Source organism: Nocardia sp. NPDC058176 (assembly GCF_042883805.1).
Taxonomy (GTDB): Bacteria; Actinomycetota; Actinomycetes; order Mycobacteriales; family Mycobacteriaceae; genus Nocardia.
The window spans coordinates 368,871-394,800 of record NZ_JBHVVA010000004.1 but is presented as its reverse complement, the minus strand read 5'-3'; the positions used below and the strand labels follow the sequence as shown (position 1 = coordinate 394,800).

Sequence of the window (25,930 nt, the reverse complement as noted above, 5' to 3'; positions counted from 1 at the left end):
CGGAAACACCAGCACCGCGACCGCGCAACAGACCAACCCGATCTCCACCATTTCCCCCTCCCCCGTCGACCCTCGGCACGAACAGGCCGAGCTGTCCACACCCGTCCACACCGCATCAACAGTCGCGCCGTTTCCCGGCTCACACCACGAGCGTTCATCGCACCTCGGCCATCACGGACCCCCCGTGGCGACCCGATCCCGAGGAGAATTCGCACGGCGCTCATCCGAGCCCCACCGCGATCAGCAATGCCCACACACCGATCCACAAGCAGGGCCACACGAAGGGCAGCCAGCCATGTGCCGTGTGCGTCAGGGCGACCCGTCGATCCGCCGCGCGATCTCGCCGCGGCCGGGCAGTCTCTGTGCCGCTCATCCGAGGCGGCTATCGATGAGGCGGGCCAGTTCGGAAGCGCCGGGGGCCGGGAGGTTGTCGGAACGCCACGCGGGGGTGATGTGGATGCCTTCGGGGGTGCGTTCGAGTACGCCGATTTCGCGAAGGCCGCGGGTGCCGTCGGCGCGGCGGTGGACGTGCAGGATGACCTGGACCGCGGCGGCCAGTTGGCTGTGCAGGGCGGCGCGGTCCATGCCGCCGAGGGCGGCGAGCGCTTCCAGGCGGGCGGGAACCTCCTGGGGTGAGTTGGCATGGACGGTGCCCGCGCCGCCGTCGTGGCCGGTGTTGAGGGCTGTCAGAAGGTCCACGACCTCGGCGCCACGGACCTCGCCGACGACGATGCGGTCGGGGCGCATCCGCAGAGCCTGGCGGACGAGGTCGCGCACGGTGACCGCGCCGACCCCCTCGACATTGGCGGTGCGAGCCACCAGCCGGACGACGTGCGGGTGGACCGGGGCGAGTTCGGCGGCGTCCTCGACACAGATGATCCGCTCGGCGGGGTCGACCGCGGCGAGCAGTGCGGACAGGAGGGTGGTCTTGCCGGCGCCGGTGCCGCCGACGACGAGGAAGGCCAGGCGGGTTCGGACGATGTCGGCCAGGAGCCGACGGGCCTCCGGTGGCACAGACCCGGCGGCGGCCAGGGCGTCGAGGCCCTGCGTCGCCGGGCGGAGCACACGGAGCGACAGGCAGGTGCCGTCGTGGGCGACCGGGGCGAGGACGGCGTGCAGCCGGACGCCGAATGCGTCGCCGAGAGTGGCCTCGGTTCCGGCGAGTTTGCCGTCGACCCAGGGTTGCGCGTCGTCGAGGCGGCGACCTGCGGCGAGGGCGAGGCGCTGGGCGAGCCTGCGGACGGCGGCTTCGTCGGCGAAGCGGACGTCGGTCTGTTCGAGGCCGTGGCCGCGGTCGATCCAGACCGAGTCCGGCGCGGTGACGAGCACGTCGGCGACTCGCGGATCGTGCAGCAGCGGCTCGAGCAGGCCGGCGCCGGTCATCTCGGTCTGCAGCAGGCGCAGGGCGCGCAGCAGGTCGGTGTCGGCCAGTACGCCGCCGGATTCGGCGCGGATGGCGGCGGCCAGCTGGGCCGCGTCGGGGACGCCGGTGTGCTCGGCGAGGCGTTCGCGGACGCGCTCGAGCAGGTCGACGGTGACGAAGGTGGTCATCGCGGATCGGCTCCGACCACGGCGAGTACCGCATCGGCCGCGTCGCGCAGCGGACCGCGCCTGCGCACGTTCAGCCCGCCGCGTTCGAGCCGGGAGGCCAGCCCGGCCTGCCCGCGCACCGCGGCCAGCAGTGGCAGCCCGAGCAGCTCGGCCACCTCGGCACCACGCAATCCACCGGGCGCCGGACCACGAACGACCAAGCCCCGGTTGGGATTTCGCTCACCCAGATGCGCCGAGACGAGCTCCGCGGCGGCGATCGAACGCAACCGCGCCGGAACGACCAGCACCACCAGGTCGGCGGCATCGAGCATCGCATCCGCCGCCGCGCCGCGCTCACCGGAGACATCGCAGACAACCAGATCCCCTGCGGCCCTGCCGGATTCGATGACAGCACGGACCGCGGCCGGAGTGAGCTCGGTCGGCGAACCGCTGCCGGATTCGGGCCGCGACCGGCCGCAGGAGAGCACAGCCAGCCCCGGCCCCGCGGCGGGTAGGGCATTGTGTAGCGCCGACGCGGACACCCGTCCGTCCTCGATCACCAGATCCGGCCAGCGCAGCCCGGCGACATTCTCCATCCCGAGCACCAGGTCGATGCCGCCGTCCAGCGGCGCACCGTCGATCAACACCGTGTCGCGACGCAGCCCGCGCGCCGCCCCGCGCAGCGCGGTGGCGGCAGCCAGGGTCGTTGCCCCCGCGCCGCCGCCCGCACCGGCCACCGCGACGACCACCCCGTCGCCGGTGCGCGCCTCGGCGTGCTCGGCGAACTGCTCGACCAGGGCGACAGCGCCCGCGGGTAACGGCACCACCCGTTCGGCGCCAACCGCGGTCGCGGCCTGCCAATCGGATACCGCGGGTTCCCCTTCGGTGACCAGCACGATCCCCGTTCTTCGCGGACAGCCCGCTGCCGCGGCAGCCGTCGCGGCAGCGGTATCGAGGATGACCAGCCCGGCTCCCGACCACGCGTGCCTGCCGACCGGCATGGCCCGTTCGTCGGTCGTTCGTTCGGCGGCCGCGGCGACCCGGCGCACTTCGGCGCGCAGTCGCTGGTCACGCACGAGGACCAACGCGGGAGCGAGCGAGGGTGCGGGGACTGGGCGGGGAGCGGCTTGGTTCATGCAGCTCAGCGTGGCCCAGCCCGGAGGTGTCGAACAGCCACCGAAGGCCGATTGTGGATAACTCGGGGGTGTGGAGAACTTTCGGGAATCGTCCCGGAAATAGAGGACGGCCCCAGCCGGGGGGGAGGAGGCTGGGGCCGTCGGGTTCAGCCCCGGGGGGTCGGGCTGAACGCGCCTGGAACTAAGTCCAGGTGCCAGCAATACTACACCCATCCCCCGGCGCGGGCGCAAGTAGTGTTCGCCGACATTCTCCGGCGATTCGCGGCGTCCGGCGTCCCCGGGGCAAACCCTTTCGGGCACACCTGGACAGCCGATCACCCATCACGCGCGGCGCGTGCCTATTCTGTTGACGTGACGGCCGAACGTGACCAGACATCGCCTCCGGACACAAGACTCGACCGCGGCGGCCGAGCGCCGGTGCCGGGCGGGCGCGTCGCCGCGTTCTTCGATCTCGACAAAACGGTGATCGCGAAATCGAGCGCGTTCGTGTTCAGCAAACCGTTCTACGCGCAGGGTCTGATCAACCGCCGGGCGGTGTTGGAGAGCAGCTACGCCCACTTTTTGTTCTTGCTCTCCGGTGCCGATCACGACCAGATGGAACGAATGCGGGCAAACCTGGCCAATATGTGCGCGGGCTGGGATGTGGAGCAGGTGAAATCCATTGTGGCCGAGACACTGCACGATCTCGTCGACCCGCTGATCTATGCCGAGGCCGCCGATCTGATCGCCGATCACAAGATCCGCGGACACGATGTGGTGATCGTCTCGGCCTCCGGCGAGGAGATGGTCGGCCCGATCGCCGAGGTGCTCGGCGCCTCACACACCGCGGCGACCAGGATGGTCGTCGAAGACGGCAAGTACACCGGTGACATCGAGTTCTACTGCTACGGCGAGGGCAAGGTGACCGCGATCGAAAAACTCGCCGCCACTGAGGGATACGACCTGTCGCGGTGCTACGCCTACTCCGATTCGGCGACCGACCTGCCGATGCTGAGCGCGGTGGGCCATCCGACCGCGGTCAACCCCGACCGCGCGCTGCGCAAGGAGGCCGCCGCACGCGGCTGGCCGGTGCTCACCTTCTCCAATCCGGTGTCGCTGTGGTCCCGATTCGGGACTCCGTCGAGCACCACTGTGGCGGCCACGGCGGCCGTCGGACTCAGCGCGATCATCGCCGGCGCGATCAGCTACCGACTGCTGCGTAAACGCCGCTGACCTGCGACGCAGAAGCACGGATCGCCGGGCGACACGCCGATTTCACGGGTATCCGGTGATGCCTTCGAAACACTTGATGTGAGTGCCATCACAGTGTAAGAATGGAGTCACGGAAGGACGGAAGGCCAAGACGGAGCCGGAAGAGAAGGTTTCGCCTCCCATCCCACCCTTCCCAGCACGGACGTCAGGCACCCACGCGGAGCGCGCCGCGACAAGGGCAGCAGAGTTGTGGGCCTGCGAAATTCGAGCGGTCGTCGGCGAAGGCCTCGCACAGGTTGCGGGGATGAACCGGCGGGGTTCGGGTGATCGCCGAGGCCACCGAACACAACCCACCTCAGCACGCTTGGTAACCAGGCGTTCCGTGCTAGCGGGCGGCGAGGTCGAGCAATCGGCAACGCCGCCCGCTTCGATATCTGGACCTAGCCCGCGGCGGCGGCGTCGGCGATCGAGTTCGCCTCGCGGGCTCCGTCTTCCAGCGCGCCCGCGCAGAACAGCACCCAGCCGCCGACCCCCTCGGGCGTCCCGGCGCCGAACCCGGCCGCCGCGTCGAGGTAGGCCTGTCGGCGGCGCAACCAGAACACCTCCGGCACGCCGAGGCTGTGCGGATCCAGCCCGCTCGCCACCGCGACCAGCCGGGACGCGCCGCGCGCGACGATGGCGTCGGCGGTGCCGAACGGGCGAAGCGTCATCAGCTCGCCGTGCACGACCGCCGCGATCACCGGAGCGGGGGCCTTGCTGGTCTGCACGGTCTGGGTCAGCAGGTCGAGCCGCTCGGCGACGCCGGGTGCCGAGCGCGGGCGGCCAAGGTCCTGCTGGTCGGAAACCAGGTCGGCGGCGGCGAGCAGATGCAGCCGGGCCAGCGCCTGGAGCGGGGCCCGCCGCCAGGTGCCGACGAGATTGGTGAGCGCGTCGCCGTCGAGTGCCTGGCCGACGCGCAAGGCGCCCGCGAGTACCGGATCGCTGACCTGACCGTCGGCGGGCAGCTCGGTGCTCGCGCCCTCGATCGCGGCCGAGGACCGCGCGGCGCGCACCGCCGCCTCGGCAGCCGTGGTCGCCCAGCCGCGCCGGTTCGACTTGTGCCGGTGCACCGCGGCGAGCGCGTCGCGGGCCTTGTCGGCGGCCTCGCGCACACCGGGCAGGTCGACCAGGGGCTGCAGCGGATCAGTCACGGCATACGAGGCTACCGGCCGCCTGTCGCGAAGCCGACGGCCACGTGCAACCCGCGGACCCGCGGCCAGGTCCGATCCGGCCACATCATCTCGGCGAGTCGCTTCCCCGCGGGCGTGTACGCCCGGCGCCGCCGCGATTCCAGTTCAGCTGCCCGCTCGGCCTCGATCCGATCCATCGGTGTTCCCCTGTCATCCGCACCACACGACTTCGGACCACCCAACGATACGCCTGTGACCTGCTGTTCCACGGTGAATAGCCGCCCCCGTGAACCAGATTCGCGCCGCGCGCCTCCCGGCCCACGGTCGACACAGCGAACCCACGACCCGCGCCATCCGCCGGTGACTCACCGATCGACCCACCCGCGGGGACGGAACTCACCCCGTCAACAGCTCCCGCCCCGGGATCGCCTCCAGCAGCATCCGCGTGTACTTCTGACTCGGTGCCGCGAACACCTCGTCGGTGGTCGCCGACTCCACCACCTTGCCCTCCCGCATGACCAGGACGTTGTCGGCGATCTGCCGGACGACGGCCAGGTCGTGGGTGATGAACAGATACGTCAGCCCCAGCTCGGCCTGCAGGTCGTTGAGCAGGGTGAGGATCTGGGCCTGGACCAGCACGTCCAGCGCGGAGACGGCCTCGTCACAGACCACCATTTCCGGTGAAAGGGCCAGCGCTCGCGCGATCGCCACGCGCTGACGCTGCCCACCCGACAACTCGTTGGGATAGCGGCGCAGCACCGAGGACGGCAACGACACCTTGTCGAGCAGGTCGCGGACCACCGCCTCGCGTTCGGCGGCGGTGCCGATCTTGTGGACGCGCAGCGGTTCCTCGATGGTGCGGTAGATCGAGTACATCGGGTCGAGCGAGCCGTAGGGGTTCTGGAAGATCGGCTGCACGCGACGGCGGAAGGCGAAGGCGCCCTTGCTGTCCAGGGTCGCGACGTCCTTGCCGTCGAAGGTCACCGTGCCCGAGGTCGGCTCCAGCAGGCCGAGCACCATCTGCGCGATGGTCGACTTGCCGGAACCGGACTCGCCGACGATCGCGGTGGTTGTCCCGCGTTCGACGGTGAAACTCACCTCGTCGACCGCCACGAAATCCGCCGACTGCCACGGTCGCTTGCCGCGAATCTTGAACGCCTTGCTCAGGTTTCGCACCTCGAGGACGCTGTCGGGCAGATCGTCGGCCTCGCGCTCGGCCACCTCGACGGCCCGCGCGCGCACCGCGGCCCGCTGCCGTGACGACGACATCCGCTGCGCCGCCAGCGAGGGCGCCGAACGCACCAGCTTCTTGGTGTAGGCGTGCTGGGGATCGCGCAGGATCTGCAGCGCCGGACCGGATTCCACCACCCGGCCGCGATACATCACCACCAGGTGCTCGGCACGCTCCGCGGCCAGACCGAGATCGTGGGTGATCAGCAGGACCGCGGTGCCCAGTTCGCTGGTGAGCTGTTCGAGATGACCGAGGATCTGCCGCTGCACGGTGACGTCCAGCGCCGAGGTCGGCTCATCGGCGATCAACAGCTTGGGCCGGCACGACAGCCCGATCGCGATGAGCGCGCGCTGCCGCATCCCGCCGGAGAACTCGTGCGGGTACTGGTTCACCCGCCGCTCGGCATCGGGCATACCCGCCTCGGTGAGCAGCTCGACCGACCGCTTGCGGGCCGCGTCGCCCTTGGCGACACCGTTGGCCTCCAGCGTCTCCCGGATCTGGAAGCCGATCTTCCACACCGGGTTCAGGTTCGACATCGGGTCCTGCGGCACCAGGCCGATACCGTTGCCGCGCACCGCCAGGATCTCCTTCGCCGAGGCCTTGGTGAGGTCCTTGCCGTCGAAGAGGATCTGTCCGCCGGTGACCGTGCCGGTGCCGGGCAGCAGGTCGATGATGGCGTGCGCGGTCGTCGACTTGCCCGAGCCGGACTCGCCGACGATGGCGACGGTCTGCCCGGGGTAGACGGTGAGGTTCACCCCGCGCACGGCGGGCACCGCCTTGCCGTCGGTGGTGAAGCCGACATCGAGGTCGCGGATCTCGAGCAGGGGCTGGTCACTCATCGGGTGCGCTCCTTCGGATCGAGCGCGTCGCGCACCGCGTCGCCGAGCATGATGAAGCTCAGCACGGTGAGCGCCAGCGCGGTCGCCGGATAGAACAGGATCGGCGAGGTACGGATCTCGGTCTTGGCGCGGGCGATGTCGGAGCCCCAGGACACGATGTCGGGTGGCAGGCCGACGCCGAGATAGGACAGCGTCGCCTCGGTGACGATGAAGACGCCGAGCCAGATCGTCGCGACCACGATCAGCGGACCCGCCGAGTTGGGCAGCACGTGCCGCACCAGCGTGCCGAACCGGGACACGCCCAATGCCTTGGCCGCGGTGACGTATTCGCTGTTCTTGGCCTCGATCACCGCGCCGCGGGCGATGCGGGCGGCCTGCGGCCAGGTGAAGGCGACCAGGATCGCGACCACCGTCCACACCCCGGCGGGGCGCAGCAGCTGCAGCAGTACGATCGCGGCCAGCACCATCGGGATGGCGAAGAAGATCTCGGCGATACGCGAGACCACCGTGTCGAGCAGGCCGCCGTAGAACCCGGCCAGCGCGCCGAGCACCCCGCCGACCAGCAGGAACAGCGTCGCGGAGCCGATGCCGACGGTGACCGAGGCGCGCGCGCCGTAGATCGTGCGGGCGTAGATGTCGCAGCCCTGCTTGTCGAAACCGAACGGGTGGCCGGGACGCGGCCCGTCCATCCCGAACTCGCCGAGACACTGGCGCGGGTCCTGGCTGGTGAACAGTGAAGGCCACACCACCACCAGCAGGACCAGCACGATCAACACCATCGCGACGAGGAAAACCGGGTTGCGACGCAGCCGCCGCCACGCATCGCCCCAGATACTGGTCGGGGTGCCCGCGTCGATCACGCGATCGGTGGCGAGCACCTCGACATCGTCGGCGGGGGCCACGAAATGCTTCTGGCTGTCATGCATAACGGATCCTCGGGTCCAGCGCGGCATAGAGCAGATCGATGAGCAGGTTGGTCAGCAGGAACACCACCACGAGCACCGTCACGAACGACACCACCGTCGGCGGCTCGCCGCGAATGATCGCCTGGTACAGGGTGCCGCCGACACCGGGAATGTTGAAGATGCCCTCGGTGACGATCGCGCCCGCCATCAGCGCGCCGAAGTCGGCGCCGAGGAAGGTCACCACCGGGATCATCGAATTGCGCAGGATGTGCACACTCACCACGCGACGGCGGCCGAGGCCCTTCGCCGTGGCGGTGCGCACGTAGTCGGCGGATTTGTTCTCCGCCACCGAGTTCCGCGTCAATCGCAGGACATAGGCGAACGAGAGCGAGCCGAGCACGAACGCGGGGACGAGCAGTTCGCCCCAGCTCGCCTTCCCGCTGACGGTCACCGGCGCGATCCCCCACTTCACCCCGAGCAGGAACTGCGCGAGATAGCCGACGACGAACACCGGCAGCGCGATGATCACCAGGCTGGCGATCAGCATCGTCGAATCGAACAGCTTGCCCTTGCGCAGGCCCGCGATCAGGCCGAAGACGATGCCGAAGAAGCCCTCGATGATGACCGCGAGGAACGCCAGCCGGATGGTGATCGGGAAGGCGCGCGCGAGTTCGTCGCGCACCGGCCTGCCCGAGAACGAGGTGCCGAAATCGAAGGTGACGATCCCCTTCAGATAGTGCAGATACTGCATGATGAACGGCTGATCGAGGTGGTAGCGAGCGCGCAGCGCCGCCTCGGCCGCCGGGGTGAGCGGTTTCTCGCCCGCCAGCGCCTTGATCGGATCACCCGGGATCAGGAACACCATCGCGTAGATCAGCAGCGTCGCGCCCAGGAACACGGGGATCATCTGGAGCAGGCGCCGAAGTATGTACCAAGCCATCATTCCTCCGAAAACGACTGGGGCCGAGCCACGTAGTGCGTGGCCCGGCCCAGCTCCGAGTGCCTATTTCTCGATGTTCTCGAAGTCGAACAGGCCGTTCCAGGCCAGTTCGGCGCTCACGTGCTCGGAGCGTCCCGCGGCGGCGACGTAGTCGAACACGGGGATGTCGGCCATCTCCGCGATCATGATCGTCTGGGCCTGGGCGATGAGCTCGTAGGACTCCTCCTGGGTCGGCGCGGCCATGGCGGCGTCGAAGAGCCGGTCGACCTCGGGGTTGTTGTAGTCGACATTGTTGGTCTCGGAGTAGCTGTAGTACTGCGAGGACAGGAACTGCATCATCGTCGGGTAGTCGCCCTGCCAGCCGTAGCGGAAGGCGGTCCCGATGGTCTTGGCGGTCACCGCGTCACGGACGTTCTTGAACGTCGGCACCGGAGTGGCGACGGCGTCGATCCCGAGGGTGTTCTTGATGCTGTTGGCCACGGCCTCGATCCACGCCTGGTGGCCGCCGTCGGAGTTGTAGGTGATCGCGTAGCGACCCGACCACGGCGAGATGGCGTCGGCCTGCGCCCAGAGCTTCTTGGCTTCCTCGGGGTTGTATTCGAAGACTTCCGACCCGGGCAGGTCGCCCTTGTAGCCCGGCAGCGTGGAGGCGGTGAAATCGCGGGCGGGAACGCGCAATCCGTTGAAGATCTTGTCGATGATCTGCGGCCGGTTGATCGCCATCGAGATGGCCTTGCGGCGCAGCAGGCCTTCCTCGCCACCGAAGTGCGGCACGGAGGACTGGATGCCGATGTGCTGGTTCTGCGCGGTCGGCTTGGTGATCGCGCGGTCGCCCAGATCGCTCTTGTAGGAGGTCAGCGCGCTGTCGGGGATGGTGTCGAGCGCGTCGAGATTGCCTGCCTGCAGATCGGCGTAGGCGGTCTCGTAGGACTGGTACATGACGAAGCGCAGGCCCTGGTTCTTGGCGGGGCGGCCGCCGGGATAATCCGGATTGGGCTTCAAATCGATCTTGACATTGTGTTCCCACGACTCGAAGGCGTAGGGGCCGTTACCGATCGGGTTCTCGCCGAAGGCGTCCATGTCGTCGAACGCCACCTCGGGCAGCGGATAGAACGGCGCGTATCCGAGCGCGCTCTCGAAATCGATGGAGGGCGACTTCAATTCGACGGTGAAGGTGCGGTCGTCGACCACCTTCAGGCCCGACATCGTCTGCGCCTTCGGCTGTTCGGCATTCACCTCGTCGAATCCGACGATGGGGGTGAATACGTAACTCTGCAACTGCGCGTTGGAAGCGAGCGCGCCATAGTTCCAGGCGTCGACGAAGGATTTCGCCGTCACGGTCGTGCCGTCGGTGAACTTCCAGTCCGGTTTGATGGTGATCCGGTAGGACTTACGGTCGGCGGTCTCGATGGTCTCGGCCATCTCGTCGTGGGCCTGACCTGTGGCGTCGTAGTATTTGAGCCCGGCGAACAGGCGGTCGACGACGCGGCCGCCCATGTTCTCGTTGGTATTGGTGGGCACCAAGGGATTCTGCGGTTCGCCCGCGTTGGTGGTGACGATGCCGGCATCGACACCGTCCTCGGACGAGCACGCTGTCAGGCCGAGGCTTGTGGCCGTCAGGCCCGCAGCGATCAGCGCGGTCACTCTGATGAATCTCAACGCTCACTCCCGGTTCGGTTCCGTGGCATAACGGTCGGAGGTTAGCCACTGCGGCCCGGTTTTGCAGTGAACCGAGCCTTTTTCGCTTCACATGTATCAATACGGTTACTCGATGGAAACGCCGGAAAATTTGCCGAGCCCCTCCAGCTCGAGAGAAATAAATGAACAATTCTCAGAACCATCAGCTGAACCGTTGAATCAAAACGATAGCTCGCGACCGCCCGGTCTGTCCGCGAAGTCATCGGATGAACGCACCCCGATTGACCCTCGCGAAACCTCACCGATACAACGGCCACGAGGCGCAGGGGTGTTGACTACTGTCGAAGACGCAGGGCTGTGCCCCGCGCGACCGACCCGACCGCACCAGGCATGTGAGGCTGAATCGACATGACCGAAACCGCTGCAGGACATCAGGATTCGTACCCGCCGAGCCCGGGGTTCGCCGCCACCGCCAATGCGGGCGCCGCCCTCTACGATCGCGGCGAGACCGACCGGGACGGCTTCTGGGCCGAGCAGGCCAACCGGCTGCACTGGCACAAGCCCTTCACCGAGGTACTCGACTGGTCGGGCGCCCCCGTCGCGCGCTGGTTCGGCGACGGCGAGCTCAACGTCGCCTACAACTGCGTCGACCGCCACGTCATCGACGGGCACGGCGACCAGATCGCCATCCACTGGGAAGGCGAGCCGGGCGACTCGCGCGCGATCACCTATCGCGAACTGCTCGACGAGGTCTCGCGTGCGGCGAACTACCTCACCGAACTCGGGCTCGAGGCGGGCGACCGGGTCGCCATCTACATGCCGATGGTGCCCGAGGCCGTCGTGGCGATGCTGGCCTGCGCACGGCTCGGGCTGACCCATTCGGTGGTGTTCGCCGGCTTCTCGCCGAGCGCGCTGCGTCAGCGGGTCGACGATGCCGAGGCCCGGCTGATCATCACCACCGACGGACAGTGGCGGCGTGGCAAGCCCGCACCGCTCAAGGAGGCCGTCGACGAGGCGCTCGCGGCCAAGGGCGATGTGCCGTCGTCGGTGGAGCACGTACTGGTGGTGCGCCGGGTCGGCACCGAGGTGCCGTGGACCGACGGGCGCGATCTGTGGTGGCACGAAACCGTGTCGCTCGCTTCGCCTTCCCACGAGGCGCAGGCCTTCCCCGCCGAGCATCCCCTGTTCATCCTCTACACCTCCGGGACCACCGGAAAGCCCAAGGGGATTCTGCACACGACCGGCGGATATCTCACCCAGGCCGCCTACACCCATCACAACGTCTTCGACCACAAAGCGGGCGAGGACGTCTACTGGTGCACCGCCGACATCGGCTGGGTCACCGGACACAGCTACATCGTCTACGGGCCCCTGGCCAACCGTGCGACGCAGGTCGTCTACGAGGGCACCCCGAACTCGCCGAACGAGCACCGGCACTTCGAGATCATCGAGAAGTACGGCGTCACCATCTATTACACGGCCCCCACGCTGATCCGGACCTTCATGAAGTGGGGCCGCGAGATCCCCGACGCGCACAACCTGGCCTCGCTGCGGCTGCTCGGTTCCGTCGGAGAGCCGATCAATCCCGAGGCCTGGCGCTGGTATCGCGAGGTCATCGGCGCGAACAAGACCCCGATCGTGGACACCTGGTGGCAGACCGAGACAGGCGCCATCATGATCTCCCCGCTGCCCGGCGTCACCGCGGCCAAGCCGGGTGCGGCCATGCGTCCGCTGCCCGGTGTCTCGGCGAAGGTCGTCGACGACGAGGGCAAGCCGGTGCAGCTCGGCGAGACCGAGGCCAACGGCTATCTGGTGCTGGACAAGCCGTGGCCGTCGATGCTGCGCGGGATCTGGGGCGACATGGACCGCTACCGGGCCACCTACTGGGAGCGCTACGCCGAGCAGGGCTGGTACTTCGCCGGTGACGGCGCCAAGCTCGACGCCGACGGCGATCTCTGGGTGCTCGGCCGCGTGGACGACGTCATGAACATCTCCGGCCACCGCATCTCCACCGCCGAGGTCGAATCCGCGCTCGTCGGACATCCGGCCGTGGCCGAGGCGGCGGTGGTCGGCGCGACCGACGACACGACCGGGCAGGCCATCGCCGCGTTCGTGATCCTCACCGGCGAGGCGGCGCCCAACGCGGGACCGGGCCTGGTCGATGAGCTCAAGGCCGAAGTGTCCAAGCAGATCAGCCCGATCGCCAAGCCGCGCGAGATCCACATCGTGCCGGAGCTGCCCAAGACGCGCAGCGGCAAGATCATGCGCAGGCTGCTGCGTGACGTCGCCGAGGGGCGCGAGCTCGGCGACACCTCCACGCTGGTCGATCCGGGCGTCTTCGAGGCGATCCGCAGCGCGAACAACTGAGTCGCGAGCACGGGGACGGCCGGTGATCCCGGTCGTCCCCGCTAGAGTCGAACACGGTGTGCCGGGAAGTCTGGTCGGCGTGCGAGGGTGAACCCGCTGGTCGGGGGCATGTTCGCAGCGTTGTCGACCCCTGCCGAGAGGCCTGCCCTTGATCACCCGTGTTCGCTCCGAACTCACCCGCTATCTCCGCACCGAGACCGTCGGCGGCGCGCTGCTGCTCATCGCCGCGGCGGTGGCGCTGGTCTGGGTGAACTCGCCGTGGGGCGCTAGCTATCAGACGATGGTCGACGCCCGCCTGAGCATTCCCGCCCTGCACCTCGACCTCACACTGGCCGACTGGACCAAGGACGGGCTGCTCGCGGTCTTCTTCTTCGTCGCGGGGCTGGAACTCAAACGCGAATTCGTCGTCGGTGAGCTCGCCGATCCGAAGCGGGCCGTGCTGCCGGTCGTCGCGGCGGTCGGTGGGGTCATCACCCCGGCGCTGATCGCGTTCACGATCGGCTACGGCGTGCCCGGTATGGACCGGGGCTGGGCCATTCCCGTCGCCACCGACATCGCCTTCGCGCTCGCGGTGCTCGCCATGACCGGTTCGCGGATTCCGGCCAGCGCGCGGGTGTTCCTGCTGAGTCTGGCCGTGGTCGACGATCTGCTCGCCATCGCCGTGATCGCGGTGCTGTTCACCGCCTCGCTGTCGATGCTGTGGCTCGGCGTGGCGCTGGCCTGCTGCGCGGCCTGGGCACTCGCGCAGCGGCAGCGACTGCACACGCCGCTGTTCTACCTGCCGGTCGCGCTGGTGTGCTGGTACGCGCTGCACGAGGCGGGCATCCATCCGACGATCGCCGGTGTCGCGCTCGGTCTGCTCACCAGGGTGCGCACCGATCCGGGCGAGCGGACCGCGCCCGCCACCCACCTCGAGCACGTGGTGCAGCCGATCTCGGCCGGCGTGTGCGTGCCGCTGTTCGCGCTGTTCGCCTCCGGAGTTCCGCTCAACAGCGCGGTGTTCGGGTCGCTGTTCACCGACCGACTGTCGCTGGCGATCATCTGCGGACTGTTGTTCGGCAAGGTGATCGGAATCTTCGGCGTCAGCTGGTTGATGATCCGCTTCGGCTGGGCGAAACGCCCCGCCGGACTCGGGAATCGCGACATGTTCGCCCTGTCGGTACTCGGCGCGATCGGATTCACCGTTAGCCTGCTGGTGGCGGAACTCGCGCTGACCGAGGTCGGCACGGACGCCATCGATCTGGCGAAGGCCGCCGTCCTGGTGACCTCCATGGCTGCGTCGCTGATCGGATCGGCGCTACTGTTGCGCCGAGGACGTGTGCACCAGGCGCGCCGCGATGCGGACGAGCGCAAACGGACAGAGAAGGGTCGACGAAGTTGAGTTACACCCAAGGCGGAAATGACGGTCGCACGGTCACTTCCATCCCGTTGACCGACGCGAATCCGCCCGGATCGGCCAGCATCGGCAGCCTCGTCCGCGACGCGACCGAGCAGATGTCGACGCTGGTGCGCGCCGAGGTGGCGCTGGCCAAGGCCGAAGTCACCGGCGAGATCCGCAAGGGTCTGACGGGCAGCGTCTTCTTCATTCTCGCCCTGACCGTGCTGCTGTTCAGCTCGTTCTTCTTTTTCTTCTTCCTCGCCGAACTGATCGCCGTGTGGCTCGACCGCTGGGCCGCGTTCCTGATCGTGTTCGCGCTGATGGTGCTGACGACCGCGCTGCTCGCCTTCCTCGGGTACCGCAAGGTCAAGAAGGTCCGCGCGCCGGAGAAGACGATCGACTCGCTCAAGCAGACCGCCGAGGTGCTCCCGCAGGCACTGACCCATCGCGAGCAGACCCCGTCGCTGGAGAAGTCGAGCAGCCGATGACGCGCCGGGTGGGCCCGGTCGCCACGGCCGGTCCCGCCCACTAGGCTCGATCGGCGTGTCGTCCAACTCATTCCCGGATCCCTCCAGCGTCCGCTACGGCGGACCGTGGGCCCACCGGGATGTGCACGCCAACGGGATCCGTTTCCACGTCGTCGAAGCCGACACGCCGGAGCGCTCCGACGCGCCCCTGGTGCTGCTGCTGCACGGTTTCGCCGACTTCTGGTGGTCGTGGCGGCACCAGCTGACCGGGCTGGCCGACCACGGCCATCGCACCGTCGCCGTCGACCTGCGCGGCTACGGCGATTCCGACAAGCCACCGCGCGGCTACGACGGCTGGACCCTCGCCGGTGACATCGCCGGCCTCATCCGCGCCCTCGGCCACACCGAGGCGACCCTGGTCGGCCACGCCGAAGGCGGACTGGTCTGCTGGGCCACCGCCGTGCTGCACCCCCGGCTGGTCCGTTCGATCGCCGTGGTGAGCTCGCCCCATCCGGCCGCGCTCAAACGCGCCGTCCTGCGCGACTCCGCCCAGCGCGCCACCTGGCTCCCCGACTTCCTGCGCTACCAGCTGCCCCGCTACCCCGAGAACCTGCTCACCCGCGACAACGGCGCCGAGGTCGAGCGCCTGCTGCGTGCCCGAGTCAGCGAACCCTGGTCCCGCAGCGCCGAATTCACCGAGACCGCCGCCAGAATGCGCGAAGCCATCCGCATCCCCGGCGCCGCCCACAGCGCCCTCGAATACCAGCGCTGGGCCTTCCGCAGCCAATGGCGCCCCGACGGCAAACGCTTCATGGCCACCATGCGCACCCCCATCGACATCCCCGTCCTGGCCCTACGCGGCGACCAGGACCCCTACCTCCTCCCCGCCACCGTCCGCCGCAGCGCCCGCCTGTCCCCCCACCGCACCCTGGTCACCATCCCCGACGCAGGCCACTACGCCCACCAGGAAAACCCCACCCGAGTCAACGAAGTCCTCACCACCCGCTGGCGAGAACAAAACGGCATCAACGGCTCCCCCAAAGACGGCCTGGTCTCCCCCTGACCCCCGGCCACCACGCGCACGACCAGCGCGACTCACAAACACCCGAGTCCACGACTTGCCGCACTCCCAGCAGCACCGAAGTCGGCCACCTCCCGCGCTTCCAACCACGCCAGGCTCAAAGGCGGCCCCTTCCCGCGCCCCCAGCCACACACCACACCCGAGGTCGGGCTACCTCCCGCACTCCCCAGCCCGCACCGCACGACCCAAGTCGGCCACTCCCGCACTTCCAGCCACACCCCAGGCCCGAAGTCGGTCACCTCCCGCGCTCCCAGCCACACCCCAGGCCCGAAGTCGGTCACCTCCCGCGCTCCCAGCCACACCCCAGGCCCGAAGTCGGTCACCTCCCGCGCTCCCAGCCACATCACCAGGCTCGAAGTCGGCCACCTGCCGCACTCCCAGCCACACCGCACCACTTAAGACCGCCATGACAGCCCGACCCAGCCCCGCACCCGCGACCCCGAGGAGCGGCGGCCGCGAAGCGGCCGGTCGCGGCCGGGTCGCCGGTTAGGCGCCGCGGCGTACGCGACGAAGGAGCAAGCCGCGGCGCCTAACCGGCGGCCCCTCCGGGGCCGCGACTCGAGCGCGCCAGCGCTCCAACAAACACAGCCCGTATACCGCCCCGTGTCACTAAACCCCAAGTCCGCCACCTACCGCACTACCAGCCACACACCAACACTCAAGTCCGCCACCTACCGCAGTCCCAGCTACACGGCACTACCCGACACCACGCCTTCCCGCAGCCCCAGCCCCAGCCCCACGGCACCACATAAGCCAGCTACCTACCGCACAACCAGCACACGGCACCCCTGAAGTCGGCCCCCAACCGCATTCCCAGCCAAACCACGGCCCCAGCACGACCAAGCCGACTGAGAGCGGACCGACTCCAGCGAAACTCAGCTCAAAACGCAGGCACCCGTATCCACCGGCGTACTCGCGCTCGGCGCCGCCGCCAACTCCCCACCGACCTCATCAAGCGTCAACACATACCCCGTATCGTCATCGGTCACAGCCGCACCGAACACCACCCCGAGCAACTGCCCCTCGGTATCGACCAGCGGCCCACCCGAATTACCCGCCCGAACCTGACCACGCACCGTGTACACCTCACGCTCGACAGTGCCGTCACGATGGATCGTCGGCCCGGTGAGATCCAGCGTCTCCCGCACACGCGCCGCACTGGCCGTGTACGGCCCGCCACCCGGGTACCCGAGCACGATCGCGCTCTCCCCCGAACTCGCGGGCTGCGGAGCGCGCGGGACGACCGGCGCGGTGAGCCCAGGCACTGCGAGCACGGCGATGTCCTTCGACGGATCGAACAGCACCACGCTGGCATCGAGGGGACCACGTGCGGTATCGACCGACACGCTCTGCGTCCCCGCGACCACGTGCGCGTTGGTCATCACGCGCTCCGGCGCGACGACGAAGCCCGAGCCCTCCAGCGCGCGCTGGCAGCTGGGCGCGGTGCCACGGATACGCAGCACGCTCTGCTGCAGCGAAGCCGCGACCGGGCTGGCGAGCACGCTCGGGTCGGGCGGTTCCACCGCCGCGATCGGCGCGCGGCCGAACGGCCCGATGACATCCGGCAGCCCGGAAGTGTTGAGCAGCTTCGAGAACTCGTTGGGCAGCTTGCGCAGCCAGCTCGGCGCCACCGCATTGACGTCGGCGAGCACCCGCGACCCGTTGATCGCGGCCGCGACCCCCGGCTGCGACGCGGTGGCCAGCGGCAAGGCCAGCAGCCAGGCCGCGACCAGCACGGTCGCCGCCTGCAACACCGCGCCGACCACACTGTCGACACCACGCGCGATGGGATGACGCATGCTCGACCGGGCGGCCCGGCCAAGCACCATGCCCGCGACCTCGCCGATGATCACCAGCAGCACGATCAGCAGGATGCCGCCGAGTACCCGGCTGCGACCCTCACTGAGATGCTGGAGGATGTGCGGCGCGATCAGAATGCCGGCGACCGCGCCGAGCGCGACGCCGAAGAACGCCAGCGCCGAGGCCACCGCACCCTGTCGCCACCCGGTGGACGCCGCGACCAGCGCGATCAACACCACCGCGATATCAAGCCATACCGAGGCGCTCATGCTTCCACCTCGCCGGCGCTCGGCTCCAGCATGACCGCCGTGGCGGCTGTATTGATCGGCCGCTCGCTGCGCTCGCTCACAGTGTCATTCCGACAGCAGCCAGCGAGCTCTCCAAGTCACGCACGTCGCCCCGATCCCAGTCTCGTTCCCACCCAGCCGTTTTGATGATGCCGGCGAGGATACCGCCAGTGAGTCCCCACACCAGCATGCCGTCGACCTGGAACGCGGGGCTCTGGTAGCCGAGACTGCCACGCACCATGAATCTGTGTGCCGGATCCAGCAATTCGGTCAGCGGCACACAGACGACGCGTTCGGTCTCGCCCTGGTCGACCACGCGGACCTCGCTCGGGGCGCGCCAATAGCCCAGGATCGGGGTCACGTCGAACTTCGACGGCGGCACGAACAGTTTCGGCAGCGCCGCGAAGGGCTGGACACCGGCGGGGTCGAGGCCGGTCTCCTCGACGGCCTCGCGCAGCGCGGTGCCGACCGGGCCGTCGTCGCCGGGATCCTCCGCGCCGCCGGGGAAGGCGATCTGGCCGCTGTGCTGACGCATCGTCGACGCCCGCTGGGTCAGCAGTACCTCCGCGTCGGCAGGCAGGCCACCCGGCGCCACGGGGTCGGGTTCGGGCGATCCGCCGAACAGCACGAGGACCGCGGCCTGGCGCGGCTTCCCGGTGATCGACATGGCCCGGCGCAGCGCGCGGGAGGTGGCGAGGGTGTCGGCGGCGTCGGGGCCGCCGGTTCTGATCGCGGGACGCAACCACGACGGCAGGCCGGAATCGTCCAGTCCCGAGACACCACGCACATCCGCACCCTTCGTCATACCGCGATCCGAACTCCGAGCTTGTCCGCCACCGTGTCGGCGATGTCGGCCACGTCGGTGAAGGTACGCACTTCGACGCTCGCGATCGAGCCGTCGGCCCGCACGAGCACCGAGATGGGCAGGACCGCGGGGGCGCCGACCGCGGTGCGCACGCTCGCCTGGGGGTCCGAGACACCGGGCAGGGTGATGTCGAGGCCGCTCAGCCGCGACAGCGCCTTCGCCTCGTCGGGATCGCTGTGCACGGTCAGCACGGTGAGCTCCGAGCCCGCGTGCTGGGCGAATTCCTGCAGGTGGGGCAGTTCCACCGCGCACGGGCCACACCAGTAGGCCCAGAGGTTGAGCAGCGCGGGCTTGCCCGCGAGGGCGGCGGCGAGATCGCCGGACGACCCGTCGGCCAGGCAGTCCAGGGTCAGGCCGGCCAGTGGGCCCGAGCCCTCGACGCCTGCCGCCGGGGCGGGACACGGGGCCAGTCCCGCCTCGGCGCGTTGCTGCGCCGACACGCCCGTGGGCTGATGCGAAGTCGGAGAGGTCGGTGCGGCGGTATCGGAACCGCCACGCGGCCACAGCGCCACCGCGGCGGCGACCACGAGAATCAGCGCGGCGAGCGCCCAGCGCAGTGCGGGCCGCCGCAGCGGCGATGGGGCGGGTTCGCTCACAGGCCGACCAGATCCAGCAGGTGCTCGCGCTCGGGACCCTTCACCAGCGCGGCCGCGACGGCCGGATCGGTCGGGCCGGTGCCGAAGGAGGGGCAGTCGTTGGCGAGCAGGCAGGCGCCACAGGCCGGTTTGCGCGCATGACACACCCGGCGACCGTGAAAGATCACCCGATGCGAGAGCATCGTCCACTCCTTGCGCTCGATCAGCTCGCCGACCGCGTGTTCGACCTTGACCGGATCCTCTTCCTCGGTCCACTTCCAGCGGCGAACCAGGCGGCCGAAGTGCGTATCGACCGTGATACCCGGCACATCGAAGGCATTGCCGAGGATGACGTTCGCAGTCTTGCGTCCGATGCCGGGCAGCTTGACCAATTCGTCCATCGTGTGAGGCAACTCACCGTCGTACTGCGTCTCCAGCGCCTGCCCGAGCCCGATCAGCGAACTGGTCTTGTTCCGGTAGAAACCGGTCGGCCTTATGTATTCCTCCAGCTCGGCGCGGTTGGCCTCGGCGTAGGCACGCGCGCTGGGGTACTTGATGAACAGCGCGGGAGTGGTGAGGTTCACGCGGACATCGGTGCACTGGGCGGACAGGATCGTCGCCACGGCCAGTTCGAGCGGCGTGGTGAAGTCGAGCTCGCAGTGCGCGCCGGGGAAGGCCTCGCCGAGCGTGCGGTTCATCCGGCGCGCCCTGCGGACCAGTCCGATCCGCGTTTCCGCCGCTAGCGCGCGGTTCTTGCGCTTGCGCGCGGCGGAGATCCCGGTGGGCCGTGCGGGCGTTTCCGCGGCCGAATCGGCATCGCCGGCGGCTGCGGTAGCGGGGGAAACGGGCACCTGTCCACCATACGGAACCACTCCGACAACCTTCGCCGGTCAGTTTGCCCGCTGTGTTCCATCTGAGACCTCGACCGTGTTTACTGCCAGTCATGCAAGGACTCGCTGTGGTGCTCTTCCCAGTGCTGTTGATGCTGTTCGCGCTGGGGATGGAGCGGGTCGAGAATCGGCTCCGCAAGCTTCTCGAACCCGACGAAGAGGTTCAGCAGTACCTGGACAGCGCCAGCAACGCCGAAGTGAAAGAGCTGACGAAGCTCGGCCTGCCCGCCGCGGTGGCGCGGGTGCGTAAGCGCCGCTCACGCACCGCCGACCTCGACGTGGCGCGGGCCAGCTGATCATCATTTCTCCCCCGGGCGCACCGCCCGTTCACAGTGTGCGCAGATCGCGCAATCCACTCTTTACGTGGTGTCTGTCACTGTGCTGTCGAGATGCCGCGTAGACTGCGCTGTTGGTCGATTCGCTCGGCCGGTTCGCAAGCCATATCCCATAAGGAGCACATTCGTGGACGAGGCCCTCGCCAGAGCAGGCATCTTCCAAGGCGTCGAGCCCACCGCGGTGGCCGCGCTCGCCAAGCAGCTGCAGCCCGTAGATTTTCCGCGCGGCCACGTCATCTTCAATGAGGGCGAACCCGGCGATCGGCTGTACATCATCACGACGGGCAAGGTGAAGATCGGTCGTCGCTCACCCGACGGCCGGGAAAACCTGCTGACCATCATGGGTCCGTCCGACATGTTCGGTGAACTGTCGATCTTCGACCCCGGCCCGCGTACCTCGACCGCAACCACGGTCACCGAGGTCCGCGCGGTGACGATGGACCGCGACGCACTCAAGTCGTGGATCGATCAGCGCCCCGAGATCGCCGAGCAGCTGCTGCGCGTACTGGCCCGACGCCTTCGCCGTACCAACAACAACCTCGCCGACCTGATCTTCACCGACGTGCCGGGTCGCGTCGCCAAGGCGCTGCTGCAGCTCGCTCAGCGCTTCGGCACCCAGGAAGCGGGCGCGCTGCGCGTGACCCACGACCTGACCCAGGAGGAGATCGCCCAGCTGGTCGGCGCTTCCCGGGAAACCGTCAACAAGGCGCTCGCCGACTTCGCCCATCGCGGGTGGCTGCGCCTCGAGGGCAAGAGCGTGCTCATCTCGGACTCCGAGCGACTGGCCCGCCGCGCTCGCTGATCGAGTAGTACGTCTCGAGTACGTCCCGGCACGCCGGGACCACCGGTGCGGCTCCGTGGGAGAGGGCCTCGTCCGCACCAGGGTGGTTCCGGCGTGCCGTCGTCGTCTGCCGACCCGCTCCGGGCACAGCTCGGCGGCCTACGTGCCGACCACGCACGTAGGCCGCCGAGCTGACGCTCAGGCCCCCTGCTCGGCCCGCAGGTATTCCAGCTGCGCCTGCACCGAGCTGCGCGCCGCGGGCCACAACCGTTTGTCCACATCGGCGTACACCTTGCGGACCACCGCGAAAGCCCCGGCGTCGGAGCCCAATTCGACCAGCGCGGCCCGCACCTGCTCGAGCCGTTCGTGGCGGTGCGCCAGGTAGTACTCGGCGACCGGCGCGAGATCGGGATGATCGGGCCCGTGCGCGGGCAGCAGTGCCTTGCCCGCGCCGAGCTCGCGCAGCTGCTCCAGCGAGGTCAGGAACGCGGCCAGCGCGCCGGGCGCCGACTCGAGCACCGTGGTGCCGACGCCGAGCACCGTGTCACCGGTGAGCACCGCGTCGTCGAGCAGGAAACTCACCGAATCGGTGGTGTGGCCGGGGGTGGCCAGCACCGTGATCCGCACGCCCGCCGCCTCGATGACCTCGCCGTCGACCAGCGGGGTCACCTCGCCGCGCAGGTAGGCCGGATCGACCGACCGCACCGGTGTCCCGGTGGCCTTCACCAGGTGATCGATACCGCCGGTGTGATCGTGGTGGTGATGGGTGATCAGCGTCAGCGCGATCCGCCCGCCGGTCGCCGCGACGATCGCGGCGGTGTGTTTCTTGTCCTTCGGACCCGGGTCGATCACGACGTAGGAGTCGCTGCCGGGGTCGCGCAGCAGCCAGGTGTTGGTGCCGTCGAGCGTCATCTGCGACGGGTTCTCGGCGAGGAGCACCGATGCCGTCGCAGTGACTGCCCTGACCTGGCCGTACGCGGGATGTTCCAGTGCCATGACGGCTGCCTATCCGACCTCTACGATCAATTCCACCTCGACGGGCGTGTTCTTCGGCAGTTCCGCCACGCCCACCGCCGAACGCGCGTGCACGCCGGCCTCGCCGAACACCTCGCCCAGGAATTCCGATGCGCCGTTGATCACAATCGGCTGATCGGTGAATCCCGGTGCGGAGGCGACGAATCCGACGACCTTCACGATCCGCACCACCTGGTCGAGCCCGACCAGGTCGTGCACCGCGGCCAGCGCGTTGAGCGCGCACAGCCGCGCGGCCTCCTTGGCCGTTTCCACATCGACCTCGGCGCCGACCTTGCCGACCGCCGACAACTCACCGTCGACGAAGGGCAGCTGGCCGGAGGTGTAGACCAGCGAACCGGTCCGCACGGCCGGGATATAGGCCGCGACCGGGGCTGCGACCGGCGGCAATGTGGCGCCCAACCGGTCGAGCGCGTCCTTCCACGCGGTGGCCACGGCTACTTCTGCCGCTTCAGGTAGGCGACGTGCTGCTCGCCGGTCGGACCGGGCAGCACCGTGACCAGCTCCCAGCCGTCGGCGCCCCACTGGTCGAGGATCTGCTTGGTCGCGTGCGTCAACAGCGGCACGGTCGCGTACTCCCACAGGGTGACTTCACTCATGGGGAGAGTTTAGGGCGCACCCCGAACATCGGAGAGAAACGGGTTATAGGCTCGGCCACGTGGGAGCACCAACAGCAGAGCCGGTTTCGTCGGTTCCGGAACCGTCGACCGGATGGCCACAGCGCGCGGCCAAGGCCCGCTTGCACTACGTGACCGGCAAGGGAGGCACCGGAAAGTCGACCGTTTCGGCCGCGCTGGCCCTCTCGCTCGCCGCAGGCGGACGCAAGGTGCTGCTGGTCGAAGTGGAGAGCCGCCAGTCCATCGCGCAGTTGTTCGACCGGCCGCCGCTGCCACCCACCGAGACGCGCATCGCGACCGCCGACGGTGGCGGCGAGGTGATGGCGCTCGCCCTCGACATCGAGCACGCCTTCCTGGAATACCTCGACATGTTCTACAACCTCGGCTTCGCGGGCCGGGCGATGCGCCGGATGGGCGCGATCGAGTTCGTCACCACCATCGCGCCGGGTCTGCGGGACGTGATCCTGACCGGCAAGATCAAGGAATGCGTGGTGCGCGTCGGCAAGGACGGCAGGCCCGCCTTCGACGACATCGTCGTCGACGCGCCCCCGACCGGCCGGATCGCCAGCTTCCTCGACGTCACCCAGGCCATGGCCGAGATCGCCAAGGGCGGCCCGATCGCCTCGCAGGCCGATGGCGTGTCCAAGCTGCTGCACTCGGATCAGACGATGATCCACCTGGTGACGCTGCTCGAGGCGCTGCCGGTGCAGGAGACCGCGGACGCGATCGCCGAGCTCACCGCCAACGACCTGCGGATCGGCACGGTGATCGTCAACCGGGCGGCCACCGCGCAACTCACCCCGCAGCAGCGCTCCGCGGCCGTGGCCGGTGAGCTCGACACCGACGCCATCGCCGCGAGCCTGGCCGAGGCCGGGATCACCCTGCCCGACGCGGACTTCGACGGCTTGATCGCCGAGACCGTCGACCACGCCATCGTGCTGACCGCCCAGGACGCCAGCGCCGCCGAACTGGCGCGCATCGATGTCCCCCAGTTGTCGTTGCCCGCGCTCAGCGAGGGCATGGACCTCGGCGGTCTGTACGAACTGGCCGAACAGCTATCCGCGCAGGGAGTGCGATGAGCGAGCAAGTGACCACCCCGCCCGCGCTGGATGTTTCGCAGATCATCGCCGACCCGAAGGCCAGGGTGATCGTCTGCTGCGGTTCGGGCGGGGTCGGCAAGACCACCACCGCGGCCTCGATCGCCCTGCGCGCCGCCGAGGCGGGCCGCAAGGTCGTGGTGCTGACGATCGACCCGGCGCGCAGGCTGGCCCAGTCGCTCGGTGTCGCCGATCTGGACAACACCCCGCAGCGCGTGGACCTCGGCCCCGAGGTGCCCGGCGAGCTGCACGCGATGATGCTGAACATGCGCCGCACCTTCGACGACATGGTGCTCGAGCACACCAGTCCCGACAAGGCCGAGCAGATCTTCGCCAACCCGATCTATCAGACGGTGGCGTCCTCGTTCGGCGGCACGCAGGAGTACATGGCGATGGAGAAGCTCGGCCAGCTGGCCGGGCGCAAGGAGTGGGACCTGATCGTGGTCGACACTCCCCCCTCGCGCAACGCGCTGGACTTCCTCGACGCGCCCAAGCGGCTCGGCACCTTCCTCAACGGCAAGATGATCCGGCTGATCATGGCGCCCGGTCGCGGTGTCGGGCGGTTCGTGACCGGTGCGATGAGCCTGGCGATGCGTGGCGTCTCGACCATCGTCGGCGGGCAGATGCTCAAGGACGCCTCGACCTTCCTGCAGTCGCTGGAGTCGCTGTTCGGTGGGTTCCAGGATCGCGCCGAGCGCACCTTCGCGATGCTGTCCAAGCCGGGCACCCATTTCTTCGTCGTCGCCGCGCCCGAACCGGACGCGCTGCGCGAGGCCTCGTTCTTCGTCGATCGGCTGTCCACCGAGCAGATGCCGCTGGCCGGGCTGGTGCTCAACCGGACCCACCCCGCGCTGTCGGGACTGTCCGGTGATCGCGCGCTGACCGCGGCCGATCAGCTGGCCGACGCCGATCCGCGCACCGCCGCGGTGCTGCGCATCCACGCCGAGCGGGTGGCGACGGCGAAGCGGGAGCAGCGGCTGCTGCATCGCTTCACCGGCGCGCATCCCCGGGTGCCGATCGTCTCGGTCACCGCCCTGCCGTTCGAGGTCTCCGACCTCGACGCCCTGCGCGCGGTCGGTGACCAGCTGGCGGGCAAGCCGCCCGCCTCGGCCTGACATTCAGGCAATTCGGCTATAGCTCACAACCCCGTAACACCGGCCGACGGCGCCGATTCCGCAAACCCCGCGGTCTCGGCGCCGTGTGTGATAACGGTCCGGTCTCGACTGCTAGATCGCCACTTGATGCTGGCGTTGGGCGTTGAAGAACTCCGCCCAGGAGGTCACGTCGGGATGCTGCTTGAGCAGGGCACGTCGCTGCCGCTCGGTCATCCCGCCCCACACTCCGAACTCCACCCGGTTGTCGAGCGCGTCGGCGCCGCACTGCATCAGTACCGGGCAGTGACGGCAGATCGTTGCCGCCTTGCGCTGTGCCGCGCCGCGAACGAACAGCTGATCAGGGTCCACTTCCTTGCATCGCGCCTGGGCAACCCAAGCGATCCTTGCCTCGGCCTGCTCTACATCCAGTCGAGCGATGGGGGTTGTGATGTGCATTTGATGTGCCCCTTTGCAGTCCGAACACCGTTGTGCGGCGCTCCAGAATCGCGAGCACGGATTCACAGCAACCCAACTACCGCTGCGGTCCGCACCACATTCCACTTTGAGTGTTAGCTCTATCACACTGGGTTCTCAATCTAGGTAAAGGTATGGCGCTTGCGCAAGACCAGCCCCCGATTTTTTGGTACGGCCGTCCATTCAAATCGGGGATCGGACGGGCAGTCGC

General features: G+C 68.8%; 24 protein-coding genes. 9 read left to right on the top strand and 15 right to left on the bottom strand.

The window, feature by feature from the left end; all coding sequences use genetic code 11:
* Positions 1-369: 369 nt before the first annotated feature.
* Together ACFVVM_RS23130 and ssd are read right to left on the bottom strand one after the other, a co-directional pair.
* Positions 370-1,551: a TadA family conjugal transfer-associated ATPase gene (locus ACFVVM_RS23130; RefSeq protein ID WP_387621758.1), complete on the bottom strand. Its 1,182-nt coding sequence runs from the start codon at positions 1,549-1,551 to the stop codon at positions 370-372.
* Positions 1,548-2,666 (bottom strand): septum site-determining protein Ssd, encoded by a 1,119-nt coding sequence (gene ssd, locus ACFVVM_RS23125; RefSeq protein WP_387621755.1) that lies wholly within the window; start codon positions 2,664-2,666, stop codon positions 1,548-1,550. The genes ACFVVM_RS23130 and ssd overlap by 4 nt, the downstream gene beginning before the upstream one ends.
* A 417-nt stretch (positions 2,667-3,083) precedes the next feature.
* Between ssd and ACFVVM_RS23120 the strand changes: the two genes are divergently transcribed.
* Entirely contained in the window at positions 3,084-3,878 is a 795-nt protein-coding gene (locus tag ACFVVM_RS23120; protein ID WP_387622344.1) for an HAD family hydrolase, read from the top strand.
* Between the two features lie 419 nt (positions 3,879-4,297).
* Here the strand turns inward: ACFVVM_RS23120 and ACFVVM_RS23115 are convergent, their stop codons facing one another.
* The 5 genes from ACFVVM_RS23115 to ACFVVM_RS23095 form a co-directional block, all read right to left on the bottom strand.
* Entirely contained in the window at positions 4,298-5,047 is a 750-nt protein-coding gene (locus tag ACFVVM_RS23115) for an oxidoreductase (RefSeq protein ID WP_387621752.1), read from the bottom strand.
* Positions 5,048-5,422: 375 nt separating this feature from the next.
* Complete coding sequence (locus ACFVVM_RS23110) at positions 5,423-7,096, bottom strand: ABC transporter ATP-binding protein (RefSeq protein ID WP_387621749.1); 1,674 nt, start codon at positions 7,094-7,096, stop codon at positions 5,423-5,425.
* Entirely contained in the window at positions 7,093-8,022 is a 930-nt protein-coding gene (locus ACFVVM_RS23105) for an ABC transporter permease (RefSeq protein WP_387621746.1), read from the bottom strand. The genes ACFVVM_RS23110 and ACFVVM_RS23105 overlap by 4 nt, the downstream gene beginning before the upstream one ends.
* Positions 8,015-8,941, bottom strand: coding sequence for an ABC transporter permease (locus ACFVVM_RS23100; protein ID WP_387621743.1), 927 nt, complete (start codon positions 8,939-8,941; stop codon positions 8,015-8,017). Before ACFVVM_RS23100 ends, ACFVVM_RS23105 begins: the two co-directional genes overlap by 8 nt.
* 63 nt (positions 8,942-9,004) lie before the next feature.
* On the bottom strand, positions 9,005-10,585 hold the full coding sequence (locus ACFVVM_RS23095) for an ABC transporter substrate-binding protein (RefSeq protein ID WP_387622341.1): 1,581 nt from the start codon (positions 10,583-10,585) through the stop codon (positions 9,005-9,007).
* A 402-nt stretch (positions 10,586-10,987) separates the two neighbouring features.
* Between ACFVVM_RS23095 and acs the strand changes: the two genes are divergently transcribed.
* The 4 genes from acs to ACFVVM_RS23075 all read left to right on the top strand — a co-directional run bounded on the left by acs (position 10,988) and on the right by ACFVVM_RS23075 (position 15,854).
* Positions 10,988-12,946, top strand: coding sequence for an acetate--CoA ligase (gene acs, locus ACFVVM_RS23090; protein WP_387621740.1), 1,959 nt, complete (start codon positions 10,988-10,990; stop codon positions 12,944-12,946).
* 148 nt (positions 12,947-13,094) lie between these two features.
* Complete coding sequence (gene nhaA / locus ACFVVM_RS23085; RefSeq protein ID WP_387621737.1) at positions 13,095-14,327, top strand: Na+/H+ antiporter NhaA; 1,233 nt, start codon at positions 13,095-13,097, stop codon at positions 14,325-14,327.
* A complete protein-coding gene (locus tag ACFVVM_RS23080) occupies positions 14,324-14,812 on the top strand; it encodes a phage holin family protein (RefSeq protein ID WP_387621735.1) in 489 nt (162 codons plus the stop codon). The genes nhaA and ACFVVM_RS23080 overlap by 4 nt, the downstream gene beginning before the upstream one ends.
* Before the next feature lie 55 nt (positions 14,813-14,867).
* Positions 14,868-15,854, top strand: coding sequence for an alpha/beta fold hydrolase (locus ACFVVM_RS23075; RefSeq protein WP_387621732.1), 987 nt, complete (start codon positions 14,868-14,870; stop codon positions 15,852-15,854).
* A gap of 893 nt (positions 15,855-16,747) precedes the next feature.
* Here the strand turns inward: ACFVVM_RS23075 and ACFVVM_RS23070 are convergent.
* From ACFVVM_RS23070 to nth, 4 genes are all read right to left on the bottom strand, one after another.
* A complete protein-coding gene (locus tag ACFVVM_RS23070; protein WP_387621730.1) occupies positions 16,748-17,941 on the bottom strand; it encodes a MarP family serine protease in 1,194 nt (397 codons plus the stop codon).
* Positions 17,942-18,017: 76 nt separating this feature from the next.
* Positions 18,018-18,764, bottom strand: coding sequence for an NUDIX hydrolase (locus tag ACFVVM_RS23065; protein WP_387621728.1), 747 nt, complete (start codon positions 18,762-18,764; stop codon positions 18,018-18,020).
* Complete coding sequence (locus tag ACFVVM_RS23060) at positions 18,761-19,420, bottom strand: TlpA family protein disulfide reductase (protein WP_387621726.1); 660 nt, start codon at positions 19,418-19,420, stop codon at positions 18,761-18,763. Before ACFVVM_RS23060 ends, ACFVVM_RS23065 begins: the two co-directional genes overlap by 4 nt.
* Entirely contained in the window at positions 19,417-20,175 is a 759-nt protein-coding gene (gene nth, locus ACFVVM_RS23055; RefSeq protein ID WP_387622339.1) for an endonuclease III, read from the bottom strand. Before nth ends, ACFVVM_RS23060 begins: the two co-directional genes overlap by 4 nt.
* A 167-nt stretch (positions 20,176-20,342) precedes the next feature.
* On the opposite strand from nth, the gene ACFVVM_RS23050 reads away from it, so the two are divergent.
* Positions 20,343-20,585: a hypothetical protein gene (locus ACFVVM_RS23050; RefSeq protein ID WP_387621724.1), complete on the top strand. Its 243-nt coding sequence runs from the start codon at positions 20,343-20,345 to the stop codon at positions 20,583-20,585.
* A 166-nt stretch (positions 20,586-20,751) separates the two neighbouring features.
* A complete protein-coding gene (locus ACFVVM_RS23045) occupies positions 20,752-21,426 on the top strand; it encodes a Crp/Fnr family transcriptional regulator (RefSeq protein WP_040703546.1) in 675 nt (224 codons plus the stop codon).
* Between the two features lie 177 nt (positions 21,427-21,603).
* Here ACFVVM_RS23045 and ACFVVM_RS23040 read toward each other — a convergent pair whose 3' ends face one another.
* Genes ACFVVM_RS23040 through ACFVVM_RS23030 form a run of 3 tightly spaced genes read right to left on the bottom strand, consistent with a single transcriptional unit; the run spans position 21,604 to position 23,036 of the window.
* Positions 21,604-22,401, bottom strand: a complete 798-nt coding sequence (locus tag ACFVVM_RS23040; RefSeq protein ID WP_387621722.1) for an MBL fold metallo-hydrolase — start codon at positions 22,399-22,401, stop codon at positions 21,604-21,606.
* A gap of 9 nt (positions 22,402-22,410) precedes the next feature.
* Positions 22,411-22,872 (bottom strand): RidA family protein, encoded by a 462-nt coding sequence (locus ACFVVM_RS23035; RefSeq protein WP_387621719.1) that lies wholly within the window; start codon positions 22,870-22,872, stop codon positions 22,411-22,413.
* A gap of 2 nt (positions 22,873-22,874) precedes the next feature.
* The gene (locus ACFVVM_RS23030) at positions 22,875-23,036 is read right to left on the bottom strand and encodes a DUF4177 domain-containing protein (RefSeq protein ID WP_019044568.1); all 162 of its coding nucleotides are present in this window, start codon (positions 23,034-23,036) and stop codon (positions 22,875-22,877) included.
* Between the two features lie 59 nt (positions 23,037-23,095).
* On the opposite strand from ACFVVM_RS23030, the gene ACFVVM_RS23025 reads away from it, so the two are divergent.
* Positions 23,096-24,133 carry an ArsA-related P-loop ATPase gene (locus ACFVVM_RS23025; RefSeq protein WP_387621716.1) on the top strand — a complete coding sequence of 346 codons (1,038 nt, stop codon included), beginning with the start codon at positions 23,096-23,098 and terminating at the stop codon, positions 24,131-24,133.
* Positions 24,130-25,266: an ArsA family ATPase gene (locus ACFVVM_RS23020; RefSeq protein ID WP_387621714.1), complete on the top strand. Its 1,137-nt coding sequence runs from the start codon at positions 24,130-24,132 to the stop codon at positions 25,264-25,266. Before ACFVVM_RS23025 ends, ACFVVM_RS23020 begins: the two co-directional genes overlap by 4 nt.
* Before the next feature lie 111 nt (positions 25,267-25,377).
* Here the strand turns inward: ACFVVM_RS23020 and ACFVVM_RS23015 are convergent, their stop codons facing one another.
* On the bottom strand, positions 25,378-25,701 hold the full coding sequence (locus tag ACFVVM_RS23015; protein WP_056821932.1) for a WhiB family transcriptional regulator: 324 nt from the start codon (positions 25,699-25,701) through the stop codon (positions 25,378-25,380).
* Positions 25,702-25,930: the final 229 nt, after the last annotated feature.